Origin of the sequence: Bacillus sp. FSL H8-0516 (assembly GCF_038635285.1) — a bacterium.
Classification (GTDB): domain Bacteria; phylum Bacillota; class Bacilli; order Bacillales; family Bacillaceae; genus Bacillus; species Bacillus safensis.
On the sequence record NZ_CP152051.1, the window covers coordinates 3,077,095 to 3,101,591 of the forward strand.

General features: G+C 40.7%; 23 protein-coding genes and 1 tRNA gene. 4 read left to right on the plus strand and 20 right to left on the minus strand.

Annotated features, from left to right (window positions below):
- Nucleotides 1-102 precede the first annotated feature (102 nt).
- A complete protein-coding gene (locus MHB67_RS15720) occupies nucleotides 103-786 on the minus strand; it encodes a CpsD/CapB family tyrosine-protein kinase (protein ID WP_024423527.1) in 684 nt (227 codons plus the stop codon).
- Nucleotides 776-1,507 (minus strand): Wzz/FepE/Etk N-terminal domain-containing protein, encoded by a 732-nt coding sequence (locus MHB67_RS15725; RefSeq protein ID WP_024423528.1) that lies wholly within the window; start codon nucleotides 1,505-1,507, stop codon nucleotides 776-778. The genes MHB67_RS15720 and MHB67_RS15725 overlap by 11 nt, the downstream gene beginning before the upstream one ends.
- A gap of 257 nt (nucleotides 1,508-1,764) precedes the next feature.
- Here MHB67_RS15725 and MHB67_RS15730 point away from each other — a divergent pair, with 257 nt between their 5' ends.
- Nucleotides 1,765-2,235 carry a helix-turn-helix domain-containing protein gene (locus tag MHB67_RS15730; RefSeq protein ID WP_024423529.1) on the plus strand — a complete coding sequence of 157 codons (471 nt, stop codon included), beginning with the start codon at nucleotides 1,765-1,767 and terminating at the stop codon, nucleotides 2,233-2,235.
- A 293-nt stretch (nucleotides 2,236-2,528) separates the two neighbouring features.
- Here MHB67_RS15730 and MHB67_RS15735 read toward each other — a convergent pair whose 3' ends face one another.
- The 4 genes from MHB67_RS15735 to MHB67_RS15750 form a co-directional block, all read right to left on the minus strand.
- The gene (locus MHB67_RS15735) at nucleotides 2,529-2,753 is read right to left on the minus strand and encodes a phage holin (RefSeq protein WP_024423530.1); all 225 of its coding nucleotides are present in this window, start codon (nucleotides 2,751-2,753) and stop codon (nucleotides 2,529-2,531) included.
- Nucleotides 2,754-2,897: 144 nt separating this feature from the next.
- Nucleotides 2,898-3,794, minus strand: coding sequence for an iron-hydroxamate ABC transporter substrate-binding protein (locus MHB67_RS15740; protein ID WP_257802429.1), 897 nt, complete (start codon nucleotides 3,792-3,794; stop codon nucleotides 2,898-2,900).
- Nucleotides 3,795-3,814: 20 nt separating this feature from the next.
- The gene (locus MHB67_RS15745; protein ID WP_044333952.1) at nucleotides 3,815-4,816 is read right to left on the minus strand and encodes an iron ABC transporter permease; all 1,002 of its coding nucleotides are present in this window, start codon (nucleotides 4,814-4,816) and stop codon (nucleotides 3,815-3,817) included.
- Nucleotides 4,813-5,841, minus strand: a complete 1,029-nt coding sequence (locus tag MHB67_RS15750) for an iron ABC transporter permease (protein WP_342492631.1) — start codon at nucleotides 5,839-5,841, stop codon at nucleotides 4,813-4,815. Before MHB67_RS15750 ends, MHB67_RS15745 begins: the two co-directional genes overlap by 4 nt.
- Before the next feature lie 322 nt (nucleotides 5,842-6,163).
- Here MHB67_RS15750 and MHB67_RS15755 point away from each other — a divergent pair, with 322 nt between their 5' ends.
- A complete protein-coding gene (locus MHB67_RS15755) occupies nucleotides 6,164-7,573 on the plus strand; it encodes a polysaccharide deacetylase family protein (RefSeq protein ID WP_034624494.1) in 1,410 nt (469 codons plus the stop codon).
- 216 nt (nucleotides 7,574-7,789) lie between these two features.
- Here MHB67_RS15755 and abc-f read toward each other — a convergent pair whose 3' ends face one another.
- The 12 genes from abc-f to MHB67_RS15815 all read right to left on the minus strand — a co-directional run bounded on the left by abc-f (nucleotide 7,790) and on the right by MHB67_RS15815 (nucleotide 20,862).
- Nucleotides 7,790-9,349 carry an ABC-F type ribosomal protection protein gene (gene abc-f, locus MHB67_RS15760; protein ID WP_220396322.1) on the minus strand — a complete coding sequence of 520 codons (1,560 nt, stop codon included), beginning with the start codon at nucleotides 9,347-9,349 and terminating at the stop codon, nucleotides 7,790-7,792.
- 332 nt (nucleotides 9,350-9,681) lie between these two features.
- The gene (locus MHB67_RS15765) at nucleotides 9,682-10,452 is read right to left on the minus strand and encodes a dipeptide/oligopeptide/nickel ABC transporter ATP-binding protein (RefSeq protein ID WP_342492632.1); all 771 of its coding nucleotides are present in this window, start codon (nucleotides 10,450-10,452) and stop codon (nucleotides 9,682-9,684) included.
- A complete protein-coding gene (locus MHB67_RS15770; protein ID WP_122631947.1) occupies nucleotides 10,446-11,264 on the minus strand; it encodes an ABC transporter ATP-binding protein in 819 nt (272 codons plus the stop codon). Before MHB67_RS15770 ends, MHB67_RS15765 begins: the two co-directional genes overlap by 7 nt.
- On the minus strand, nucleotides 11,227-12,114 hold the full coding sequence (opp1C, locus tag MHB67_RS15775) for a nickel/cobalt ABC transporter permease (protein ID WP_024423538.1): 888 nt from the start codon (nucleotides 12,112-12,114) through the stop codon (nucleotides 11,227-11,229). The genes MHB67_RS15770 and opp1C overlap by 38 nt, the downstream gene beginning before the upstream one ends.
- Nucleotides 12,115-12,119: 5 nt before the next feature.
- A complete protein-coding gene (gene opp1B / locus MHB67_RS15780; RefSeq protein ID WP_073207513.1) occupies nucleotides 12,120-13,049 on the minus strand; it encodes a nickel/cobalt ABC transporter permease in 930 nt (309 codons plus the stop codon).
- 15 nt (nucleotides 13,050-13,064) lie between these two features.
- Nucleotides 13,065-14,705 (minus strand): nickel ABC transporter substrate-binding protein, encoded by a 1,641-nt coding sequence (gene nikA / locus MHB67_RS15785; protein ID WP_197172955.1) that lies wholly within the window; start codon nucleotides 14,703-14,705, stop codon nucleotides 13,065-13,067.
- 120 nt (nucleotides 14,706-14,825) lie between these two features.
- Nucleotides 14,826-15,995: a macrolide family glycosyltransferase gene (locus MHB67_RS15790; protein WP_342492633.1), complete on the minus strand. Its 1,170-nt coding sequence runs from the start codon at nucleotides 15,993-15,995 to the stop codon at nucleotides 14,826-14,828.
- A 774-nt stretch (nucleotides 15,996-16,769) separates the two neighbouring features.
- Complete coding sequence (locus MHB67_RS15795) at nucleotides 16,770-18,452, minus strand: DUF2326 domain-containing protein (RefSeq protein ID WP_122631950.1); 1,683 nt, start codon at nucleotides 18,450-18,452, stop codon at nucleotides 16,770-16,772.
- Between the two features lie 219 nt (nucleotides 18,453-18,671).
- Nucleotides 18,672-19,229, minus strand: coding sequence for a hypothetical protein (locus MHB67_RS15800; protein WP_122631952.1), 558 nt, complete (start codon nucleotides 19,227-19,229; stop codon nucleotides 18,672-18,674).
- The gene (locus MHB67_RS15805; protein WP_122631953.1) at nucleotides 19,229-19,465 is read right to left on the minus strand and encodes a hypothetical protein; all 237 of its coding nucleotides are present in this window, start codon (nucleotides 19,463-19,465) and stop codon (nucleotides 19,229-19,231) included. Before MHB67_RS15805 ends, MHB67_RS15800 begins: the two co-directional genes overlap by 1 nt.
- Before the next feature lie 555 nt (nucleotides 19,466-20,020).
- Nucleotides 20,021-20,503 carry a hypothetical protein gene (locus tag MHB67_RS15810; protein WP_122631955.1) on the minus strand — a complete coding sequence of 161 codons (483 nt, stop codon included), beginning with the start codon at nucleotides 20,501-20,503 and terminating at the stop codon, nucleotides 20,021-20,023.
- Between the two features lie 283 nt (nucleotides 20,504-20,786).
- Nucleotides 20,787-20,862 (minus strand) — tRNA-Arg (locus tag MHB67_RS15815).
- Between the two features lie 253 nt (nucleotides 20,863-21,115).
- Between MHB67_RS15815 and clpP the strand changes: the two genes are divergently transcribed.
- Complete coding sequence (clpP, locus tag MHB67_RS15820) at nucleotides 21,116-21,712, plus strand: ATP-dependent Clp endopeptidase proteolytic subunit ClpP (protein ID WP_024427684.1); 597 nt, start codon at nucleotides 21,116-21,118, stop codon at nucleotides 21,710-21,712.
- Between the two features lie 60 nt (nucleotides 21,713-21,772).
- Here clpP and MHB67_RS15825 read toward each other — a convergent pair whose 3' ends face one another.
- Nucleotides 21,773-22,351, minus strand: a complete 579-nt coding sequence (locus tag MHB67_RS15825; protein ID WP_257802425.1) for a TIGR00730 family Rossman fold protein — start codon at nucleotides 22,349-22,351, stop codon at nucleotides 21,773-21,775.
- A gap of 137 nt (nucleotides 22,352-22,488) precedes the next feature.
- Between MHB67_RS15825 and MHB67_RS15830 the strand changes: the two genes are divergently transcribed.
- A complete protein-coding gene (locus MHB67_RS15830; RefSeq protein WP_024427682.1) occupies nucleotides 22,489-22,830 on the plus strand; it encodes a MazG-like family protein in 342 nt (113 codons plus the stop codon).
- Nucleotides 22,831-22,857: 27 nt separating this feature from the next.
- Here MHB67_RS15830 and MHB67_RS15835 read toward each other — a convergent pair whose 3' ends face one another.
- The gene (locus MHB67_RS15835; protein WP_216099894.1) at nucleotides 22,858-24,480 is read right to left on the minus strand and encodes a SulP family inorganic anion transporter; all 1,623 of its coding nucleotides are present in this window, start codon (nucleotides 24,478-24,480) and stop codon (nucleotides 22,858-22,860) included.
- Nucleotides 24,481-24,497 lie beyond the last annotated feature (17 nt).

Genomic DNA, 24,497 nt, shown 5'->3' on the forward strand with positions numbered 1-24,497 from the left:
ACATCCCACTACTGATGACGAGCATCTAAGGCACGGTTATGCCCACAGCAGGATCGAGTGCCTCCATTGTTAAAGATTAGGAGACATCACCTATCAATCTTTTTAATACATATACAGCCTTCCCTTTTTCTCTTTCTTGCCATTTAGCATAGCTCCAAGCAGTTTACTTGTTGTTCCTTCTAATACTTCTTTTGATTTCTTCACAGCAGCAATCTTTGTTTTGCCGCTTAAGACAACGAGAATGCTCCCATCCGTCCGGTTCGCCAAGATCTTTGCATCTGCAACTGGCAGAAGCGGCGTGGAATCAACAATCACCATGTCATATTGCTGTTCAATCTCATAAAATAACTGCTTCATTACAGAAGAGGAGAGCAGCTCAGCTGGATTCGGCGGAATGGTTCCGCTCGGAAGCAGCTCTAAATGCTCAATCGGTGTCGGTAAAATGGCTTCTTCCAAGCTGCAATTATTTAATAGCACATTCGTCAAACCGGTATGATGACTCAAGTCAAAATATTCATGGACGGCCGGCTTTCGCAAATCAGCATCCATGAGCAGCACCCGCTTGTTCTGCTGTGCAAAAACAGCTGCTAAGTTTGCAGCCGTAAATGATTTCCCTTCCTTCGGTAAGGAGGAGGTCACTAATATCGATTTCAGCCTTGTTTGGATCGATGTGAATTCGATGTTTGTTCGGATCGTACGGAATTGTTCCGCAATGACAGAGTGAGGATTTAATACAGAAATACAGGATAAATCTCTCTTTTCTCTTTTCTTCCTCTTAAAGATCAATGTTCTGTCCTCCCGTTATGACGGACTGCTTGTCTTTTTTGGCCCTCCTGTCTGCCTGCATCTGATAGACACTGCCAAGCGACGGCAATCCGATCTCTTCTCTTATTTGATGTGTTCGTTTTACAGTATCATCGAGTAAATTCATTAAGAAAATGAGTGTCATGCCCCCTAATAAAGAGGCGCCTAGTGCCAGAACGATATGAACGAACTTCCTTGAATTCATCAGAATCGTGTTGGACAGCTTGGCTTCAGACAAAACATTAATGCGATCCATATTCATTGTTTTTTTGATTTCTTCTTGCAGCACCTCTGTTGCGGTATTCGCAATGGCGACTGCCTTCGCGCGATCCTCATCTTGTACAGAAATATTGATGACCTCAGACTCATTTTCTGTACTTGTGGCAATTTTGTGTTTTAGTCCTTCTGCTGATTCTGTGAGATGGAGTGTTTCTTTTACTTTTTCAATGACGATTGGGCTTTTTAATAAAACTTGAAAGGTACGTGTATATTGAAGGTTCATCTGAATATCGTTTAAATCTGCTTGTGCGTCATTGCTGCGTTTATGAACAAGAATTTGAGTGGTTGCCTGATATACAGGAGTCGAGACATAGAACTGATAATAGGCTGAAATGCCCGTTACGATCAGGACAATCAGGATCAGAAGGGCCATTTTCTCTTTAATGACAGAAAACAGCTGCTTAAAACCTATATTCTCATTCATAGATACCTCCCGATTTCATCATAAAAAGGTTATATATGGTTTCTTTTTGTTAATGATTGGATTATAAAAGATAATACCCGCAAAGAAAAATGTCATAATAGGTCTTATAGTTCTTTTTAAAGAACGAAATCGTTCGTTTTCTTTTGTTTACTTCCTGATTCTTACGTTTTTGAATTTTATAAAGAACAATTTATTTCTTATAATGAACGAAAAGGTCGCAGAACTATTCGCCGGTGAGAAGGGAGATCATTGATCGAATGATAGGCAAGGTGATACGCATTTACCGAAAGAGAAAAGGATACTCGATTCAGCAGCTGGCTGAGGATGCTCATGTCTCTAAGTCATATTTGAGCAAAATTGAGCGTGGTGTCCACAGAAATCCATCTGTCCAGTTCTTAAAAAAGGTATCTTCTTCACTAGAGATTGATTTACAAGAGCTGTTTGATGCAGAGACGATGATGTTTCATTACGCTGAGGGTGGTGAACACGAATGGCGGGAGCATATCGTAAGTGCCGTCCAATCAGGCATGCCTAAAGAAGAGCTCTATCAGCTGCTCCAAACGTACCGAAAGGAGCAGGAAGAGAAGTCGTTACATGTCACCCATAGAAAGCTGACCGATTCAAATATCACAGAGTGGAAGCGTCTAATGAGTGAAGCAAAGGCAATTGGCTTAAGCATTGAGGAAGTAAAAGCTTTCCTCAACAACATGGGAGAACGCCGGGCGTAAGCCTTTCAGGAAGAATGATTGCGGGGAGAGGCGTTTGACGCTTCGATGAAAAAGAGCCTTTGATTCATGAAAGGCTCTTTCAGATTGTTGACAAAGGGCTAAAATGATTTTTATTTTAGCCTTTTGTCTTCTTTTCAGCGTGATAGAAAACCTTTGCAGCCCTAGGAAGGGCGAGTACCGGAGCGGAGCGAATTGAAACATTCGTAAGCACCGGAGCGCAGACCTGCGGGCGAATGCGAGGGTTTGTCTGCACGCTGAAAGAGCCTTTGATTCATGAAAGGCTCTTTTTTCTGTTATTCTTCTTTTTTTGTTCGTGCTTTTTTCGTTATATCATTGTTTTTCCAATAGGCCCATAGTGATGTAATTCCCAGAAAGGCCAGTGTGATGAATTGTTGAACGCCTTCTTCATCAATAGGAATTGGGCTTTTTCCCGCAGCAGTTAGCGCACTATTAACAAGCGCCAGTAAAAGCAGCACAAGCCTTGCAATCGTACCTGCACTAATTTTTTGAACCTCCAACTGTAACCCCTCCCTTTCCTCTTCTCACGGGCGGTATTGCTCGTTCTCTCTCATATGTATGCATCAGCCGAATGAATAGAAGAACGAATCAAAAAAAGAGACATCATTCCTATATGCGGAATGATGCCTGATTTCATTTGCTATTTATTTAGAAAACATCTCTTTTGCTTCATCCAATGCCATTTTATTGCCTAGAGCTGAGTAATCGAGCCACGGCTGATCGGCAATCGGATAGACTTGGTTTTTCTTCACTGCTTTTAGACCTTTCCAAATCGGAGTCTTTTCTAATTGCTTGAATGCCTGCTGCGCTTTATCATCACGGTTGACAACGACAAAGATCGCATCAGCATCATAATCAGGAAGAACCTCTTGAGAAATCACTTCAAACGGGCGCTTGCTGTCCAGCTTTTTCACACCATCGACAGGTGTCAGGCCTAAATCCTCGTATAAAATAGGACCCATTGGGCGCTTCATGCTAAATACGCGAAGCTCCTTTGCTGTCACACGGATCGCCATGACTTTTCCGTTTCCAATCTTTTTCTTGATGAGCGATTTGACCTCTTTTGCTTCTTGATTGTAATTCTTAATATATTGATCCGCTTCTTTTTCTTTATTGACGTGTTTGGCGATTTTTTTCAAATGATCCCGCCATGTGCCATCATTTAAATTAAACACTTCTGTTTTGGCGATCTTCTTATATTTCGATAAGTCTTGTCCGGCTAATTCTTCATCAACATAAATGACATCTGGCTTTAACGCAAGCAGTGATTCCATATCTGGATCAGCTGCAATGCCGAGCTTTTTCGTCTGACTCAGCTGCTTTTTCGCATGTGGAAGGAAATCTTTTAAGTCTCCTCCTACAACAGAGCCCGCCGGTTTGATCCCGAGTGCTAACAAGTCATTTGTTAAATGAATAGACAAGGAAGCAATCTTTGGTGTGCCATTGGTCTTTTCATTTGTTGTATTCTTTGTTTCCTGTTGTCCACAAGCGGCAAGCAGCAAGAAACAGAGCGTTAATCCAAATACTAGTAGTTTTTTCATGATGAGTTCCTCTTTCATATTTATTTCGTTTTAGTTAATAAATAGAGAAAATACGGGGCACCGATAAAGGCCACGACCACACCCGCCGGTATGGCATTTGGAGCAAAGATGGAACGTCCGATTGTATCGGCACTGACTAAAATCAACAAGCCAAGCAGCGCACTAACTGGTAAAAAATACTGATGCAGTGAACCGACAAGCCTCCTGGCCAAATGCGGGGCGACGAGGCCAATAAAGCCAATACCGCCTGTCATTGAAACACTTGCACTAGCGAGGCCTACCGCTAAGGTCAAGAGGAGAAGACGTTTACGCTGGACACGTACACCTACACTTGAGGCGACAGCATCTCCTAATGTCAATGCATTGAGCGTGTTTGTCTGCATCAGCGTAAGCGGCACAAGGCATACAATCCAAGGCAGAAGCGCCAGCACATGAATCCAGTCTCTCCCCCATACATTGCCCACAAGCCACCTTGAAGCAAACGTGTATGTATCTTCATCCAGCTTCAATGACAAATATAAGGTGAGTGCACTAAATCCCGCAGCAACCGCAATGCCAACTAAGATCAGCCGGATAGGAACAAGCCCTTCATGCCGGTCATATGCAAGAAGCACGATGACAGCTGCCGCAAGCAGTCCGCCGCCAAACGTAAAGAGCGGAATAAGAAGAGACGGATTGCCTTCAAGTGCGTGAAAATATGTCACAAACACAATTAAGCCAAAGGCTGCCCCTGCATTCAATCCAATAATCCCAGGATCGGCCAGCGGGTTACGGGATAAGCTCTGCAAAATGCCGCCAGCAATGCCAAGACCAATACCAGCTAACATCGTCACCACAATTCGAGGCAGACGATAGTCAAACAGCACCGTTTCACTTTGGAAATCTCCAAAGCCAAATAACGTCTTGATGACCATGACAGGGCTTAGTTTCAGCGTACCGGTATTTAAACTATACAGCACAACAGCCGCACTCAGGCAAAGCAAAACGAGTGTCACGACAAGAGCACGCTGTTTCTCTCTCATGACAGGTTCCTCCCTTCTTTTCTGGCAATGTATAAGAAGAAAGGAACACCAACAAGTGCCACCATCACGCCAATGGCAAGTTCTCTTGGCGGATTGACTGTACGGCTGGCAAGGTCTGCAAAGACAAGCAGCATTGCGCCTAGTATCGCTGACATCGGAATGACGAAACGATAGTCTACACCAACAAGCTTTCGTGCAATATGAGGAATGACAAGACCGACAAACCCAATCGATCCGACTGCTGAAACAGAAACCCCTGCTAATAACACAGCAGCAGTCATTCCTAGTATTCGCACTTGCCGTGTTTTCACCCCTAAATTTGCCGCTGTATCTTCACCGAGCGATAGTAAGGAAAGTGACCGACCTAATAGCATTGCCCATACGATCACAATTAGAATAACCGGAGCGAGAATCGTCAGCTGCGGCCATTTCACACCAGCTACCCCGCCTGCATACCAAAAAGCCAGATCCTGACTCAGGTCAAAATAAATCGCAATCCCAGAGCTGAGCGCATGAAGCAATGCGGCTACAACCGCTCCTGCCACAGTGAGGCGCAGCGGTGTCAATACGCCGCCAGCCGCCCCAATCGCAAAGATCAGCAGCGTACTGAGCACAGCACCAATAAAGGAAAAAAACATCAATGCCGAATAAGGTATTCCTGGAAAAAAAGCAAAACAGAGAGCGACCACAAACATCGCACCTCCATTAATGCCCAAAATCCCCGCATCTGCCAGTGGATTTCTTGTGATGCCCTGCATAAGAGCACCCGCTACGGCAAACGCCGCTCCCACTAGAGCTGCCCCTAAAACACGAGGGAGTCTTAATTCATGGATGATCTGCTGCTCTGTAACATTTGACTGGTAGTCAAATACAGCTGTCCACACCGTTTGCAGAGACAATGTTTTTGCACCGTATGACACAGCAAAAAACATGGCAACCGCTAAACCAATAACGGCGAGAAAAAATATCAAAAAGAACAGAATATGTGATGATCGTTTTTGTTGAGATGTTCGCTTATCCTGCAAAATCGGTGTCATCCTTTTCTTCATTAAAAGTCAGTTTGAAAATGAGAATCATAATCAACAAAATTATAGCCGCCAGCCTCTAAAAAATCAATGTACACCCTATTTTTTAATTAATGAAGGTATGTGCGGAGCAGAGAAAGGAGATTTCTTTTTGCCGCTCAGAACGGCCTATCATTTTTTCTCATAGTTTAATAGGAAAATAGTTGACATTTCGCATGAATATCCCCTAAAATTACAAAAGTAAGTCAAATGTTATAAAAATATTACAAACAGATGTCAAACTAATAAAGAATGACCCGTCATGAGAGGAGATTTGAAAGTTGTGTCAGTAAAGGGAAAATGGAGTATCGTCCTATTTGCGCTTGCAGTCGTCATTGGAGCAGTTGCTTTCTTTCAAAATCAACAAGCAAGCGGTACAGAGAAGAAAAATGTAAAGCAGGATACGAACTATAAAAACGTAGAAATTGTCACTCTCGTAAATGACGGGAAATTTATGAGATATGCAGTCAACTATCCTCTTTTTCATCAAAAAGAGCTAGATGATAAGATTCAAAGCTATGCCAATTCGGCATTAGAGCATTTCAAAAAAACATTCAGTGAAGCAAAGGATATCGATGAACATAAACGCTATGAACTGAATATTGATTATGAAATGGTGCACTATGCAAAGCAGTCTGCTGCCATTCGTTTTACGACCTATACGTATACTGGCCAGCAAAATGGAACCACCAATCATCTCACGATTAACTTTGATTTTCAGAAAAAAACCTTTCTTGACACAAAAGATCTATTTCTGCCTAAAACCAATTATTTAAAGAAATTATCCTATATTACATATACAGAGCTTCGGAAGGACAAAACCTTATCTAAGGATCAGCCTCTTCTTCAGAAAGGAACAGCCCCTGATGCTCAAAACTTCAGTCAATTTGCCTTGAAAGACAAATATGTAGAATTTTATTTCCCTGCATCTCAAGTAGCCGCAGAGGATCTTGGTCCGCAAACACTCGCGATTAAAAAGACATTGCTGAAGGACATATTAAAGCCAGAATATATGGATAAACTGAAAAATAAAAATGAAATGAAAGAACCGAATCCAAAAAGAAAAGCCGTCAAACTGCCGCAAAAATCAAAGCTTGACCCGAATAAAAAAGCCATCGCACTCACATTTGATGATGGACCGAATCCAGCGACAACCTCAAAAATTTTAGATGCGCTGAAGGCAAATAAAGGACATGCCACCTTTTTCGTATTAGGCAGCAGGGTGCAATATTACCCTGGAATGCTTGCCGATATTTTAAAAGGCGGGAATGAGATCGGAAACCATTCCTACAATCACCCTTTATTAACAAGACTGCCTTTAGATGAAGCGGTGAAACAAGTGAAAGACACCCAGCAGCTGATTGAGAAAGCTAGCGGATATACACCTACGCACTTTAGACCGCCATATGGCGGTACAAATCAAGATATCAATCATGCAATTGGGATGAAGGTCACTTTGTGGGATGTTGATCCTGAGGATTGGAAAATCCGCAACAGCCAGCAAATCACAAACCGCGTTCTCTCACATGCAGCCGATGGCAGAACAGTGTTAATGCACGATATTTATGAAAGCTCAGCCCAAGCTGCCGTAAAGATCATCCATGAACTCACCAAACAAGGCTACCAGCTCGTCACAGTGAGTGAACTTGAACAATTAAAAAAAGAACGACATGAACAAACCCCTGTAGAGTAAACAGGGGTTTTAGATTGTTGACAAAGGGCTAAAATGATCTTTATTTTAGCTCTTTGTCTTCTTTTCAGCGTGATAGAAAACCTTTGAAGTCTAGGAAGGACGAGTACCGGAGCGGAGCGAATTGAGCATTCGTGAGCACCGGCACGCAGGACTGACACCGAATGCGAGGGTTTGTCTACACGCTGAAACCCCTGTAGAGTAAACAGGGGTTTTCTTTTATGACTCCAAAGACTTTTTTTGTTTCAATAATGCTTGAAATGTCTCTTCAAGCTCTTGCGACGGCTCAATACTTAAACGGCTGAGCACTTCAGACAGCTGCATATCAATTAACAGAAGCTCCTCTTCTCTATTTGTCACAGCTGGTTTTTCTTCCTTTTGTTTATAGGCTTCATATGTGCCTTCAAAAGCTTCAATACGTTCCTCGTGAATATGGAAAATACGAGTGGCAACCTCTTCAATCAGCCTGCGATCGTGGGAAACAAACACAACGGTACCTGGGTAATCCTTCAATAGACCTTCAAGTGCTTCAACTGCCGCTAGATCTAAAAAGTTCGTCGGTTCATCCAGCATGAGAACATTGGCATCACTGACGAGCAAGGACGCAAGCATCGTCTTCACCCGTTCTCCCCCGCTTAATACCTCAACAGGCTTGTGCACATCATCCCCTCTAAATCCTAGTCTCGCCAAAACCGTTCGAACCACTGTTTCATCTTGAACTGCCTCTTTCAGCGCATTTTGTAAAATCGATTCATCTACCTTCAATCCTGAAAGATCCTGACGAAAATAGGCTAGCTTGACAGCCTCTGAACGAGTAACTCCGGGATGTCCATTCACTAACATACGGAGAAATGTCGTTTTTCCGCTCCCGTTCTTTCCGATAATGGCAACCTTGTCTCCGCCCCTCACTTCCACATTCGCCTGCCTCCAAAGCACTTTATCGCCCGCCTTGCCATCTACATTTTCCACTCTCAAAATGGTACGGCTTGCAGTTTCCTTCATCGTATGCTGAGTCATGTGAATGGGCTGAATGTCCTTTACCTTCTCAACCTTTTCTAATTTCTCCATCCTTGTTTCAATGGATTTGGCTGTTTTTTGCAGCTTTTTTTGCTTATTTGCATAGTAGGGCTTTGCAATTTTAGGTCCTGAGGATTTCACCTTTTGGGAGGGCTTTGTCGCTTTGTCCGCCTTTTTCTTTTTCTTTTCCAGTGCATGCTCTAACTGTTTTTTCTTTTGTGTATAGGCTTCATACGCTTCCACCTGCTGACGATGTGCTAGCTCTTTTTGCTGTGCAAAATGTGTGTAATTGCCTTTGTAATGATGAAGCTTCCCATGATCCAGTTCCCAAATCTCCGTACATATTGCATCTAAAAAAGCACGATCATGTGAAACAACAATGAGAGCTCCTTGATAATGACGCAGCTTATCTTCCAGCCACTCAATATGCTCTGTATCCAAATGAGTGGTCGGTTCATCTGCTAATAAAAGGGCAGACGGCCGGCTTAATGCTCTTTCAATATAAGTTTGGGTCATTTCACCGCCACTCTGTCTGCCGTCTCCTTGTTTCAATTGAGGAAGCAGCGTACAGACCGCTGTGGCGGCAACCGTGCCGCTGTCTGGTGTTTCCTGTCCTGCCAGCACATGCAATAAAGTCGTTTTTCCGCTGCCATTTGTCCCTACAAGACCAATGCGATCACCTTGATGGATGGCTAGCTCCTCAATATCAAATAACAAGCGATCTTTTCGAAATACCTTTAACTGATTGGCTTTTAATAACATCCAATCCTCTCCTTTCATATCAGGAGACATAAAAAAGCCTCCCATTCTCAGAATAGGAGGCAAAATGGTGTACAAAAATAAGCGGATTGATCCAGTATGGTATGCCGTTCATATTTGAACACACACATCCCACGTATCAATCACTTCATTTTTTGATTCCCAAGCTGTACCATCCTATTCCGAAGCTAAAAAATGAAAACGCAGCAAACATGGCAAACTGATCGTTTGCTCACTGCCTTCGTTCGTTCATTTTGCTTACAGGTCATAGGATTAGTACTTCATTGCATTGGGTCACCCTTCCGTCGTTTGTTACGTATACGATAAAAGATTGGTTATTTTTTGTCAAGCTGAAATGGCATAAGTGAGTCGATTAATTGGAGTGTAAATGGATGGGACACTTCAAACAGTTCGTCCTTTTTGCATTCTTCCACTAGGCTTCCTTCATGTAAAAATAGAAGGCGGTCACATAGATACACCGCTGCTTCTACATCATGAGTAATGAGAAGCATGGTCATGTCTAGCTCTTGTTTTAATGTCTCAAGCAGCTCCAATATTTGTACTTGAACAGAGACATCCAGTGAGCTCAAGACTTCATCTAGTATAAGAATGGCTGGATGCGTTGATATGGCTCGTGCGATGCACACTCGCTGGAGCTGACCACCGCTTAGCTGATGAGCATATTGATTCAGCACAGACGAGGGCAGTCTGACTTGCTCAATTAATGACAAAACCTTCTGATCCATATTCTGATTCTGCTTTAACAAACGCATCGGTTCTGCTATGATCTCTTTCACCGTAAAGGAGGGATGAACAGAAGATAGATAATCTTGAAAGACAACACTCATTTTCCCCCGATTCACCCTCCGCCATTTGTCAGCTGTCATACCATCAATCTGTACCTCGCCTCCATCTATTTTTTCTAAACCGAGCAGGATACGTGCCAATGTACTTTTGCCACTGCCGCTCTCACCGACTAATCCGGCACATTGTCCTTTTTCGATTTGAAACGAAACATTTGATATGCGGTCTTTTGGTTTCTTTTGTTTTGAAAAAAGACCTTTCTTCTCACCGTGTTTGACTAGATCGAAAGCTGTGATCAACATGGAAACGCCTCCACTCTCTTCTGCTGTCGCAGTGTTTCAGTAGGGGCAGATAATCGAAGCCTCGTCTCAAGTAAATGCTTTGTTTGGGGATGCTCAGGTGATGTGAACACTTCCTTGGCTGACCCATGCTCAAGCATTACTCCTTGGTGCATAACCATCAATTCATCAGCGATTTCCTGAACGATGCCTAGATCATGCGTTATGACGATTAAGGTAACACCCGTTTCTTCCTTTAGGCTGTGTAATTGTCTGATGACTTCACGCCGATTAAAGGCATCAAGTGATGCAGTTGGCTCGTCTGCAATGATCATGTCTGGAGAAAGCATCATCGTGATGCCAATCATCACACGCTGAAGCATTCCGCCAGACAGTTCATACGGATATTTTTTCATCAAATCATATGGATTTTTTAAATGGACACGTGTAAGCCCAGCCATAGAATGTGCTTTCCCTTCTTTCCCTCGTAAGCCCAAATGCTGCTGAAATGTTTCCACCATTTGATGACCTATCGTTTCAATAGGGTTGAATGCATTCATGACATCCTGTGAGATGAAACCTATTCGTTTACCCCGCCATTGATGCGCTTCTTGATTTGTTAATGTTTTGCCGTCAAAAATGATCGTTCCTTCCACTTCTAGAGAAGGGGCGACAAGATCAATTAACGCTTTGGCGACAGTTGATTTTCCACTGCCACTTTCTCCAATGACGGCTAAACAGCGTTGTTGATGTAAAGAAAATGTGATATTCGTCACTATATTCTTTTGCTGCTGTGGATCATGTACGGACAGATTTTTTACGTCGATTAAAGGCAAATGGCCTCACCCCTTTCTTTCTGGTATGATGCATGGCAGGATTCGCGGCATGCTGAAGGCTGTCTCCTAAAAAGCTCAACGCCATGACCACAAACAAGATGGCAAGTCCAGGCGCAAGCATATGGGCTGGATGTGTCACCATGACATTCTTCGCCTCATTGAGCATCATGCCCCATTCTGGTGTAGGTGCACTCACCCCTAATCCAAGAAAAGACAGTGCTGATATATTTAAGATCACCCAGCCCGCATCAAGTGTCGCAAAAACAGCAATTTCTCCTGAGATGCGAGGAAATAGATGTCTCCTCAATATGTAAAAGGGTTTGCCGCCAGTCACCTTTGCAAATTGAACAGAAGGTTCATTCGCATATTGAAGGACAGACGAACGAATCATTCTTGTATACCAAGCCCATTTCGCTAGGACATTGGCCAAAATAATATTGAATAGTCCAGGTCCGAGTATTCCCACAACCGCAAGAATCATCACCTCTGCTGGAAAGGACAGCATGACATCACACAGCCTCATCAAAACCCCATCCACCTTTCCTCGAAAGAAGCCTGCCATGAGTCCAAGTGCGCTGCCAATGAGCATCGTGATACACATCGTCAGCATAGCTGCAAGCATTGTTGTCCGAATGCCATATAAAAGCCTCGATAATACACATCTCCCTAGATGATCCGTTCCGAGTGGGTAAGTAAGACTGATACCGGCATATTTTTGAAGAATGTTCGTATTTGTTGGGTCATGTGGTGCTAACATTGGAGCAAACAGTCCAGCTAATGCGACAAGCGCTAACAGCCAGATTGAAAGAATCGCCATACGGTCTTTTCTTAATTGATGCCACCCTATCATTGTTGTCATACCTCCTTTCGCAATTGCGGATTCATGGTCATTTGCAGCATATCAGCGATGAGATTGCACATAACAAACAGGAACCCCATCACAAACAAATAGGCTTGAATAATAGGGAAGTCAGCATGGAAAATAGCAGTTACACACAACCGGCCAACCCCTGGCCAAGCAAAAAGGTTCTCAATAATGACAGTTCCCGCAATGAGCTTTGGAATAGACATGCCAAGTGCTGTTACCGCTAATTGCAGGGCATGCCTCATGATTTTCAGTTGAACGGTTCGTTCTTTTAAACCACGTGCTCTTGCATAAAAAACAAAGGGCTCGTGCTGAAATTTTAGAATTTGATTACGTATGAGTCTCACATAAGTCGATAAGTAGCCAAATGATAATGTGACAGCTGGAAGAAGAATCGATTTGAATCCTTCCATTCCACTCGTATTAACCCAATTGAATTTGACAGAAAAAAGCCAAATCAACAAAATCCCCAGCCAAAAACTAGGCATTGAAGCGGCGATAAACACAAAGGCTCTCAATAAACGGTCCACCCAAGTGTGAGCAGCATATGCACAGATCACCCCGAACAATAAACTGAGCACTATGATAAAAAAGAGCGCTGCTCCTGCAAGCTGCAATGTCGCAGGCAGCGCCTCCATGATAAGATCAAAAACGGGCTCCTGAGTGACATAGCTCCTGCCAAAATCGCCTGTTAATCCATTTTTAAGCCATGTGACATAGCGGATGAAAAATGGCTGGTCTAAGCCTAACTCCTGCCGCATCGATTCAATCATTTCTTCTGTTGGAGTGACTTGATTCACCCGCAAAGCGACCTCTGCTGGATCACTTGCCCGCATCGTCAGCAGTACAAAAGCAAAGAAGGTGATGAAGATCATAAGCGGAAAAAGCATCAGTATTCGTTTTAAGAGATAGCGAGTCATGTCTCTGCCTCCGTTTTATGACGCAAAATACATACGGTCAAATGGGATTTCATACTGAGACACATGAAAACCTACGCCTTTCAGGCGCTTATTATAAACAGCCTTTGTCACAGAATAAGAGATTGGGAGGTAAACATTTTCATCATGGATATACGTCAATATTTCTTGATACATTTGTTTCCGCTTTTGCTCATCTGGTTCTACTAATACTTCCGTAATCGTCTCGTCCAGCCACTTTTTCTTTTTCAGTCCTAATTGAGCTTGATAATCAGCATGGGATGCTACACGGAATGAAGAGACATAAGTTTGTGGATCATAAGGAAGCCCCCAAGACAGCGAGTACATCAGATCGAACTTTCCTGTTTTTTGGCGATCTAAGAATGCCTGTTTTTCTTCTCCTCTAATATCCAGCTTGATCCCCACCTGCTTGAAATCTTGTTGAATCGATTCACTGATCGTTCTTTCCCCTGCATTATCGGAATTATAGTAAATAGCCACACTCAGCAGTTTGCCATTTTGATAGCGATACCCGTCTTCTTTCATCCTCCAGCCTGCCTCATCCAATATTGCCTCTGCTTTCTTCTTTTGATAAGTTTTCTTTTTCAGTGGAATATCTGCGTAAGGGACAGAAGGAGCAAGCAATGTGTGTGCCACCTTTTCCGTTCCATTTAAAATGCCTTCAGTGATCATGTCCTTTTGAATGGCGTATTGAAAAGCTTCTCTTATTTTCGGATCTTTTGTGATTGGCTGGTTTGAATTAATCACAATCGATCTTGAACCAACAGGAGGGCTAACGGTGACACCATATTGCCCTGCTTCTTTTAAAGCCTGGAATGAGTCTCCATCAATCATGTCACCATCTGCTCCAAATAAAAGATCAATCTCTCCTTTTTGAAGCGCAAGTAAGATGGTTTGGTGATCCGGCATGACTTTCCATTTCACAGTTGAAATTTTCGGCTTTTGCCCCCAATAGTGGTCATTCATTTCAAAAATGGCATATTGATTTTTCTTATGTTCCTTTAGCACATAAGGACCTGTACCTGCATAGCTTTTAACTCCTTTTGCAGTCGTTCCATCAATGAAGCTTTTTGGAGAAATAAAACGGAAGGGGCGTGTTAAGCCCAGCTCTTCTAACGTAGGATAATAAGGCTCTTTCAACGTGAGAACAAATGTATCGTCATCTACCGCCTTTGTGGATTTGATTTCAGATACGAGATTAAGCCAAGCGTTCTTTTCAATATTTTTGACGACAGCATCAATATTCAATTTCACTGCCTTTGCATTAAAAGGCTCACCATCTGAAAAAGTCACACCTTTTCGAAGATGAAAGGTATAGGTCCTTCCATCCTTTGATATGTCCCAGCTTTTCGCTAAGGCAGGCTGAACGCCCTTCTCTGTATTGACGACAAGCGATTCAAACACCATATTTTGAGCAGCCATCTCTCCACCGTATAGATGAGGATTGATGTCCCTGATATCTTTTGTACTTGCATACACGAGCTCATCTTCTTCTCTATCATTGCTGGAGGATGCTTTGTTTTCAGAGCATGAGGCCAATAAAAAACAAGCCATCACTGAAAACAGCATCAAGGTGTATGTCACGTAGGGATGCCTTTTCTCATATTTCTTCTTTATGTAAACAGGTTGATCACTCATATGTACTTCCCCCAATTCAACATTATCGTAATCATTACGATTATTAATCGAAATGATTACGAATTGAATATTAGCATACAGAAATGGGAAATACAACGTCTTTTCATAAAAAAAACAGACTCATGATTGAGTCTGTTTCACTTGTATAAATTGATCAATCACCTTTAATGCTTTTTCTGTTCCACCTGCTGCTTGGAAGCTTTCTTCAATTTTCTCAATCCCCGCACGGTACGTGTCACTGCCTAAAACCTTCTCAACAGTTTCTCTTAGCTGCTTTGGTGTCAGCTGATCTTTATCAAGTGTACAGGCAGCAGATAATTCGGTCAGTCTTTGTGCCACCATCGGCTGATCTTTGTCGACTGGAATGACGACCATCGGAACGTGGTAATGAATCCCTTCATTGACACTATTCATCCCGCCGTGCGTTATAAACACATCTGTCAGTTCGAGCACTTCAAGCTGCGGCACATAAGGCTCGATCAGAAAATGAGCAGGCGCCTCTTTTAAGAGAGAACGATCTACTTTTTCACCTGTTGCGATAATCACTTTTCCGTCAAAGTCTTCGAAAGCATCTATACACATATTAAAAAATGCTTCTGTATCCCCAAGAACGGTGCCCATGGAAATAAAAACGACTTTTTCTTGCTCAAGTGCTTCCAGCGGGAAATCATGCTGGTCGGCTCTTTTTAGAAAGCTCGGTCCAATGAAAACAAACGAATCGTTTAATGAATCAACAGACGGCTGGAAATATTCACTTGTATAGACGATATTCAGTTCTCCACGATTTTTCATAAATTGCATCAAACGCGTTGGCTGAACGCCAAAACGCTCTTGTATTTTTTCTAACAGATGATCGGCTTTCTCATCCTTTCTGTATAGCGGTGTATCAAAATGCGCCTCTTGCAGCACAAAAGATGGGTTGGACCCAATGCTCGGAATGTGCAAGTAATCTCGAACAAGCTCCCCTGCCCCAAACATATCAAAGTAAACCAAATCAAATGAATGCTTCTCGGAAAGTGTTTCCACCACCTCTAAAATATCATAGGATGTTTGCAGCATGGCATGAAAGAACGGCTGCATAGAATCTAAATCTCCTTCTTCCACATGTAATGTCCGAATATAGTCTGGATGTATATGTACGTGAGCGCCTAAGCGTTTAATCCGTTCCTCATAATGTACAGTTGTGACCGCATACACTTCATCGCCTCGATCCGCCCATGCTTTAATCATTCCTAACATAGGGTTCACATGTCCTTCAGCTGGAAACGTAATCAATAAAATCTTCGCCACAAGAAATTCCTCCTCATTGTCAATTCCCTTCCATGTTAATCATATACAGCAAGCCGGCTCAACAAATACGCCTGAAAAGGGAAGAAATGAGTCTTACGTCCAGTATTTCATGGAGGGACATGAACATAACGCCTTCTCACGAGCAAACATCCAATATAACCCTTTATTATTTATTTTTGTATAATTAGTCATAATATTATTTTCAGCTTCATATTGGAGGGGATATTTTGTGAAAGTCTTGGAGAAATACAGTTATTTAATTATCATTCTTTGTCTAGCGGCAATGATCGTGACAAACTTCACTGTGAATGACAATACAATAAAAAATACTGTATCCGTGATTGGATTTATTATTGTTCTTCTTACAATTATACCTGCGGCTATTTACAGGAAAGGCCAAAAAGGCAGGTAACCCCTTTATAGCAATAACCCCCATTCTTATGTTAAGAATGGGGGTTATTTTATTATATTCGGATAGATGTTGCTGGCTTACAACCAGATCATTTTTTCACTTCCCTCACCCTAGTGAACGATAAACCCGAATGAACACAAAAAACCTCTCTCCATTTGAAGAGGGGTTCATGAAAGACCTTTAACATCGTAAGCAAGGTCAGATACGCGCTCGGAGAACGTACAATTTATATCTATGGTTATTGTTGTAACAATATTTTAAGATGATTTGGTGCAAAATTTGTGCAAAGAATATTTCTGCGTTTGAGACAAAATGATGGATGTTAGTTGAATGCATGTTTCCTAAAAGTTTCTTTTTAAAGTTTAGATTCTAAAAGGTCTATTATTTTCAGAAAGTGTAACTGCAATATTTGTTTTTTGTAGATCATTATCTTGAATTTTCTCTTTTAGAACTGCAACAATGTATTGACATTCTATAGAGTTCACGATAGTGATAATGGCATTTAGAGCTACTTGGTCGATAGTTTCTATTACATCATGAACTATAAAATTGGGGACTTTTTTCTCCAAATCCTTAGCTAATTGTTGATAGGCTAAATCAAATGCAACAATAATGGATTTCCTCGTACCTGTACTTAATCCCCTTTTTACGTTATCAATACCAAAAGGGAAGCCTTTTTCTGTATTATATAGCATAAAGGGTTCTCCATTAGTCTTTTCACTGTATTGGGAAAAATATTTATTAAAGATAGACAAAGAATCTTCCTTAACAGCAGCTTCAGCTTCAGTTTCTTTTAATTGTTCAACAAGCTCCGCCACCCGACTCTCTAAAAGATTATAAATTGAACTAATGTTCTTATTGCTCCCCAGCTCTTCGTTATATTCCGCTAGCTTACTTTGCAATGAAGTATACTCATCAATTTTATTTTCTTCTATTAACATAATTACATTCTTATGTTTTTCAAACAGTCGATTCTTATCTTCTTCAAGAACAAAAATTTTTTCTTCTAATTTTTCTAACTGAAAATTAAAATACCTTATTTTATTGTGCATAAGTTCATCATTAAACTTTACTAAGTCTTCAAATTCCTTATGCAATTCACCCATTGCTTCCAGAGTTTCATTATATAAATTTCTTAGAACCTCTTTATCAATGGCATTTTTTATTTCCTGCTCAGCATCCTCAAGAATATCTATGATTCTCTTTCTTTTAAATAAAAGTTCATCAATCCGATCGCTATAATCAGCATACATAATTTTTATTTCAGATATTTTTTCTTCATTTTCTTTGAATTTCCTTGAATTCACTAATATGTTCATTTGATCATTTAATTCATCAATAGTCGACTTTAGTAGATTTATCTTTTGATTGACACTATCTATAGATTTAAAATTGTTTATAGACATAAAGTTTTTTATTTCTTTATTTTTCTCTGCAATTTCTTTTCTTAAATCTAAAATTTGGTTACTTATTTCCTGATCTTGCATCTCAAAAAGATACGAATAAATATTCTCATAGGTTGCATCATTAGTTCTTTCCAAAAATTTAAGGAACTTATTATTGTCTGCCCTTTGATCTATTCTAACAAACATATTAATTAACTGTCTAAATGTAGGAGAATTAGACCGATTAGAAAAGAAAATTTCATTAAGTTGTAGCCAGTAATCATTTTGATTCACTTCTATACCATTGATATATCTTTTACCTCGAGGATAAAGATCCACAGAAAGAATATGTACAGTTGAATCTTCCTCGTCGAAAGACTCAACAACCTTCAGTTCAACATTAATTTTGTTGTCATTAATATAGTTTTTTAGTGTCTCATTTGTTTGCTTTGTTTCATCATCAAAATAAATATATTTCCTGTGCTTTGCTCCCAAACATATATCTATCAACTTTAAAATAGTCGTTTTCCCAACACTATTTCCCTTTTCCTGATCTTTTCCAGCATCAACAATAAAATTCATTCCCTTAGCAAAACGAATTTCTCTAATGATTTTTTGAACAGGTTTTGTTTCTTTAATAATCAAACGCTTTATGAACAATTTATAAATCCCTCCTTACTAATTGAAATTTTATCAATAAGAAAAAGAAAATCCAATGAAAGCAAATAAACTGTGTATTCAAGAGAGTCATTGTATCGCTTCTTTAAAGTTTCGTATAAACCCTCAACGTTGTGCTTGTTTAGAGAAATAATTTCTAAAATACATGCTGAAATATAGTATACGGTATCTTTAGGATTTGAGTCTCTGTCAATTATCATATTATTCAACATCCTTAGGCACTGGCTTTAAAAGTTTACATTTAGTAAATGCATAAAACATAATCAGATAAATAGCTTCATCGACTTCTTCATCTATTAAGTCAGATTCATTGATTAGTGCATTATACCAAACTTCTTCTTTAATACGACGAAACACTTGGTTAATCACATAATCACCATCAAGCTTTTCATCTTCTCTTACCTTTTCAACTTCTAAATAAACTGTCCGAATTTTTTTGACCATTATTGACTTTTTTAAATAGCCGTGTAAAACCTTAGAAACTTCATCATAACCGTCTGAATAATTATCAAAAATCTCCACATAAGCTTTAACTTTATTGTGCTCAAACTTTTCCATCCAATCAGAATTGTTATGAATAGAATATTCATCATCATAGTCGATATCAAGCTCTGCTATTATTTTACAAACATCAAATATAACACTTCGCTTTAATATTTTAGGGGTTTGGCTGCCCAAATTAACAGTTGTAAGTTTATTCTCATTACCAACAATTGAAGTTCCATTATCTCCGCTTCTAGCACTATTACTGAACGCCATTATTTCCCTCCACGAATATTATTCCCGTTTCCTATTATGCTGTTCCCATTTTCACCCGAAATTGCCTTTTTACTAGACAATACATCTTTTTTCGATGAATCCAATGTAATATTTAATTCTTGGTTCAAATATTGTTCAATTTCTTTATTTTTAGCAGATACCTTTTTTGAGAAGACAATTGAACAAATAGATAGGATTGAAGCAATAATTCCTAACACGAGATTTATAGTTACCATTATTACACCCCATTACAATTTATTTACTATTTTATCACAATAGAGAAATTTATTTCATAAAGAACATCACAAATAAAACGAGATTTTTAATTAAACCTAACTCTTATTAAAGGGCTTGATTTTGTAACGTCAAAATCAAGCCCTTTAATAGATAAGAGGACGACAGTGGCGAAAGATAAAGACTGCCGGTTAAAGATAAGTCCACTTAGAACTTAATTTAACAACTGTGCCAAAAGGCTAGACAGAACGTTGCAATCCAACACGTACAAATTGTTCTTACTTCCCCAATAATTTAGCCGCTTTCTGCACAGGGATTTTCCCACTAATGCCGTTCGACTTATTTCATCAATATGATCTAAAGGATTCATCCCTAGAACTTCAAATATCTTAATTTTCCTATTTTGATTAGGTTCATTCCTACCTGATACATATTGACTTATTGAAGATTTCGCTATCCCCGTCAACTTTGACCATTCAGTCTGTGTGACTTATTTGTTTCTTACACAGCTTTTCTTAAAATTTCTGCAAAACTCAAACCCGCCTATCCCCTCTCTGTTATTTGGTTTTTATCCATTCTACGTCCTCTTTTGTCCATCCCTCTGGTAGACCATTCGGAAATGGATCATCTGCATACACTGGTTTCAAAAGAACCTCGTCATATTCTTTCGTTTCTGAATCCATATGGGTATACATATGAGCGTTTAGCTCTAGTTGCTGTTGCACATCCACCATAACGAGATTCACACCCATAGGCGGTGATTTCAGTTTCATGTCATACTTCCCAATGTAAGACCAAATAGGGCTATAAAACTTACGTCCCCCATTCACAAGATCATACGTGATTCTTTTGTCTTTTTTCTCGACCTGTTCATCATTAAAAAGGTGACCTGTGTGACGCTCAACGTTTATGCGCGGAAGCTCGTACGTAATGTCATACACTGATGTTTCACCCTTCATTTCAATGCTGTGCTTCGTTTCTTTTATTTCAACTAAAGAACGGTTTCCGTTTTTCTTGTATGTTAAATAACTATCGACCATATTCGTCGGAACTTCAAAATCAAATGCAGGCGCAATCTTTCCTCAGATGTCATTTTTATTTAGATATTATGATCATGTTATGAAGGAGTTTAGAGAAGAAGAGACTATGAGTACTTTTAGTACTCGAAAGTTACACAAGTGAAAAATTTGTGCAAAACCAACAGAATTAATAACGTTTAGTCACATATTTCAATTACATAAAAAACAAAGAAAAACCCTTTATTTAAAAGGGTTTTTCTCATCTTTCACAAATTATTAATCGAATCCTATCAGATACTAAGTACGCGCTCGGAGGGATTCGAACCCCCGGCAGACGTGGTACCGGAAACCACCGCTCTATCCAACTGAGCTACGAGCGCACGATATGTTTTTTGAACGTCAGCATATCAAATTATAAGGGAAATGCTGCAAGAAAGCAATGATTAATCATTCGTCTTGATGATGTATTTTCTTCTTTTGGATACATAGAATAATATGCTGGTTTGAAGTGGAATGATTTTGGGGAAAATAGATACGGGTATTTGAATTTAGGTCAGCGTTTTGTTTGACCTTTATTGACCAAAAATGTATCATTGAATTACATACTTACCTAAAAGGTGAAGGAGGAACATTATGAATTTAATACCTACAGTCATTGAGCAAACAAATCGTGGGGAAAGAGCTTACGACATTTATTCTCGTCTTTTAAAAGACCGTATTATCATGCTTGGTTCTGCGATCGATGACAATGTTGCCAACTCCATCGTGTCACAGCTGCTTTTCTTAGAAGCTGAAGATCCAGAAAAAGATATTTCTATCTACATTAACAGCCCTGGCGGTTCAATCACAGCTGGTATGGCCATTTACGATACGATGCAATTTATTAAACCAAAGGTATCAACTATTTGTATTGGTATGGCTGCATCTATGGGTGCGTTCCTGCTTGCTGCTGGTGAAAAAGGTAAGCGTTATGCTCTTCCAAACAGTGAAGTCATGATTCACCAACCACTCGGCGGTGCCCAAGGTCAAGCTACAGAAATTGAAATTGCGGCAAAACGAATCCTTTCTTTACGCGATAAACTGAACCAAGTACTTGCTGAACGTACTGGTCAGCCAATTGAAGTCATTGAGCGCGATACAGATCGTGACAACTTCAAAACAGCGGAAGAAGCACTTCAATACGGACTCATTGACAAAGTCTTGACCCGTAATACAGAAGACCAAAAATAATGATCACAACACAAACCGTCTGTTCCTTGAACAGACGGTTTTTTTTGATTGACATATACTTTAAGACAGCTCCGTCCATTTCTGCTGAAGAGACGGTGTTTGATAAGAAGCCATCTGCGTGATTAATTCCTCCGGTTCACCCGAAGCATGTAACAATTGAAGGTGTGATTCATTCGAAAAACCTTCCTGTACACTGAATTTCACCATGTCTATGAGCGGATTGAAGTAATCATTTACTTGATACAATCCAATCGGCTTTTGATGGATGCCGATTTGTGCCCAGCACAGCACCTCAAATAATTCTTCATATGTACCAAAGCCGCCTGGCATCGCAATAAACCCATCGGCCAGCTCGCTCATTTTTGCTTTTCGTTCATGCATGCCTGTTACCTCAATTAGCTCTGTCAGCTCTTGATGCACGACTTCTCCTCTAAAAAGCCCCTTAGGCATGACACCGATCACTTGCCCGCCATGTCTCATGACCTCATCGGCAATCGCGCCCATTAACCCAATACGCGACCCGCCATAAACAAGACGAATGCCCTGCTTCGCCATATAAGCACCCAGCTCTACAGCCTTTTGTTTGTAGACATCATTTACACCTGGATTCGAACCAGCAAACACACAAATCGTTTTCATCAAAACAGCCCCATCTCTCTCTATGATTTCTTCACCCACTCATTCTACTATAATGATTTGTAAAGAAACAGCCGTTTCTTCTATATATAGTGTAAAATCAAAAGAGTGAACACCATATAAGGAGCTGTATAGAGAGAATGCAAACAACTGAGATGGAGAAGTGGATCAAGGATTTTTATCAAACGAGAAACTGGACAGAATACGGACCGTTTATCCGGTTAGGCTTCTTAATGGAAGAAACGGGAGAACTCGCTCGCGCTGTTAGAGCAATAGAAATCGGACGAGACCGGCCTGATGAGCAGAGACAGGAATCATCTGAGCTGAAGAAAGAACTCATTGAAGAAATGGGAGATGTTTTAGCAAATCTCCTCATTTTAGCGGATCAATATGATGTCACAGTAGAAGAGATCTTCAGCGCTCATCAACAAAAACTCACAAAGCGTTTTTCTGGAGAAAAAGAGCCAGTAAAAAACACGTGACCAAGCTGTCACGTGTTTTTTTACGCCTTAAAGATGCTGTGGTGAGATGTCATCCGTTCGTTCAAAGAAATGCTGTTTTCCGATATGATGGAATAGACCTGTTCGATGCAAAAGCTCCTTAGGCTGTGATTGAAGTCCAACGATCATCAGCTTTCCATTATGATGCTTTAACCGATTGGAGATATTCATTAGAACCGCTTCTGCCGATGTGTCCATATAATTGACTTTATTCATAAGCAGAATGAGCGTTTTCGGTTTTGTTTGAACATGATCCAATATCGAATTTTCTAATGAATCTGTTGTTCCGAAAAAGAGCGGCCCTTCAATGGAATACATACTGATCCCTTTCTCCTCTGTCTGTTTTTCTAAAGCAGCTGCTGTTTCCATTTGAGGAACGGCGACATTTGTATGAATATTGGTCGTCTGGCTCATTTTTTTGATAAAGGCGATAAACGCTAAAATGAGACCAGCAGTGACGCCAATAATCAAATCACCGATCACTGTGAGCAGGAAGGTCACGACCAGTACAAGCGAATCAGCATTTTTCACTTTCAAAATATTGACAAACTCTTTTCTCTCACTCATATTCCAAGCAACAAACATTAAAATCGGTGCCATTGCAGCAAGTGGAATCATCGACGCATACGGCGCAAATACCATTAAGATCAGCAAGACGACAACGCCATGCACCACACCAGAAATCGGACTTGCCCCGCCATTTTTTATGTTCGTGGCCGTTCGGGCAATAGCTCCCGTCGCTGGAATTCCTCCGAAAAGCGGTGCCGCCATATTGGCAATTCCTTGCCCCACAAGCTCTTTATTGCTGTCATGCTTAGAGCCTTTCATATTATCAGCGACCATTGCGGATAAAATCGATTCCACGCCGCCTAAAAGCGCAATGACAATTGCTGGAGGCAGGAGGTATATCATTTTTTCAATCGTCAATTCAGGAAAAGCGAAGGTTGGCAGCTGACGAGGGATTTCACCATATGCAGAGCCAATCGTTTCAACTTGTCCTTGAAAAAAGAGAACGGCTAGAAACGTAGAAGCCAATAAACCTAATAGAGCACCAGGTATTTTGGGAATGTATTTTTGTGCCGCCAAAATCACGATGAGCCCGATGACGGCTGTGATAATGGCGAGACTGTTTGTGGTACCAAGATGGACCACAATTTCTCTCATATTGAGGAAAAAGCTTTCATGTTTTTCAACACCCTTTAATCCGAGGAAGTTGGCAATCTGTCCTGAAAAAATAATGACAGCAATGCCAGCAGTAAAACCGATGATAACCGGACGAGGAATAAATTTCATGAGCTTTCCTAGTTTGAATATTCCGAATAATACAAGCATACAGCCTGCCATAAAACCGGCAATGAGCAAGTTTTCAATACCGTACTGGCTGACGATCCCGAATAAAATTGGAACAAACGCCCCGGTCGGCCCGCCGATCTGATACTTTGAACCACCAAACAATGAAATCAAAATGCCGGCAACGATGACTGTGTATAATCCATATTCTGGTCCGACACCAGATGCAATGGCAAATGCCATGCCTAAAGGAATTGCCACAACGCCCACGACAAGCCCAGCGATTAAATCGCGTCTAAACTTTGATGAATTGTACCCTTCAAATCTTCCATAAAAACGCATGGTATGTGTTGGCCTCC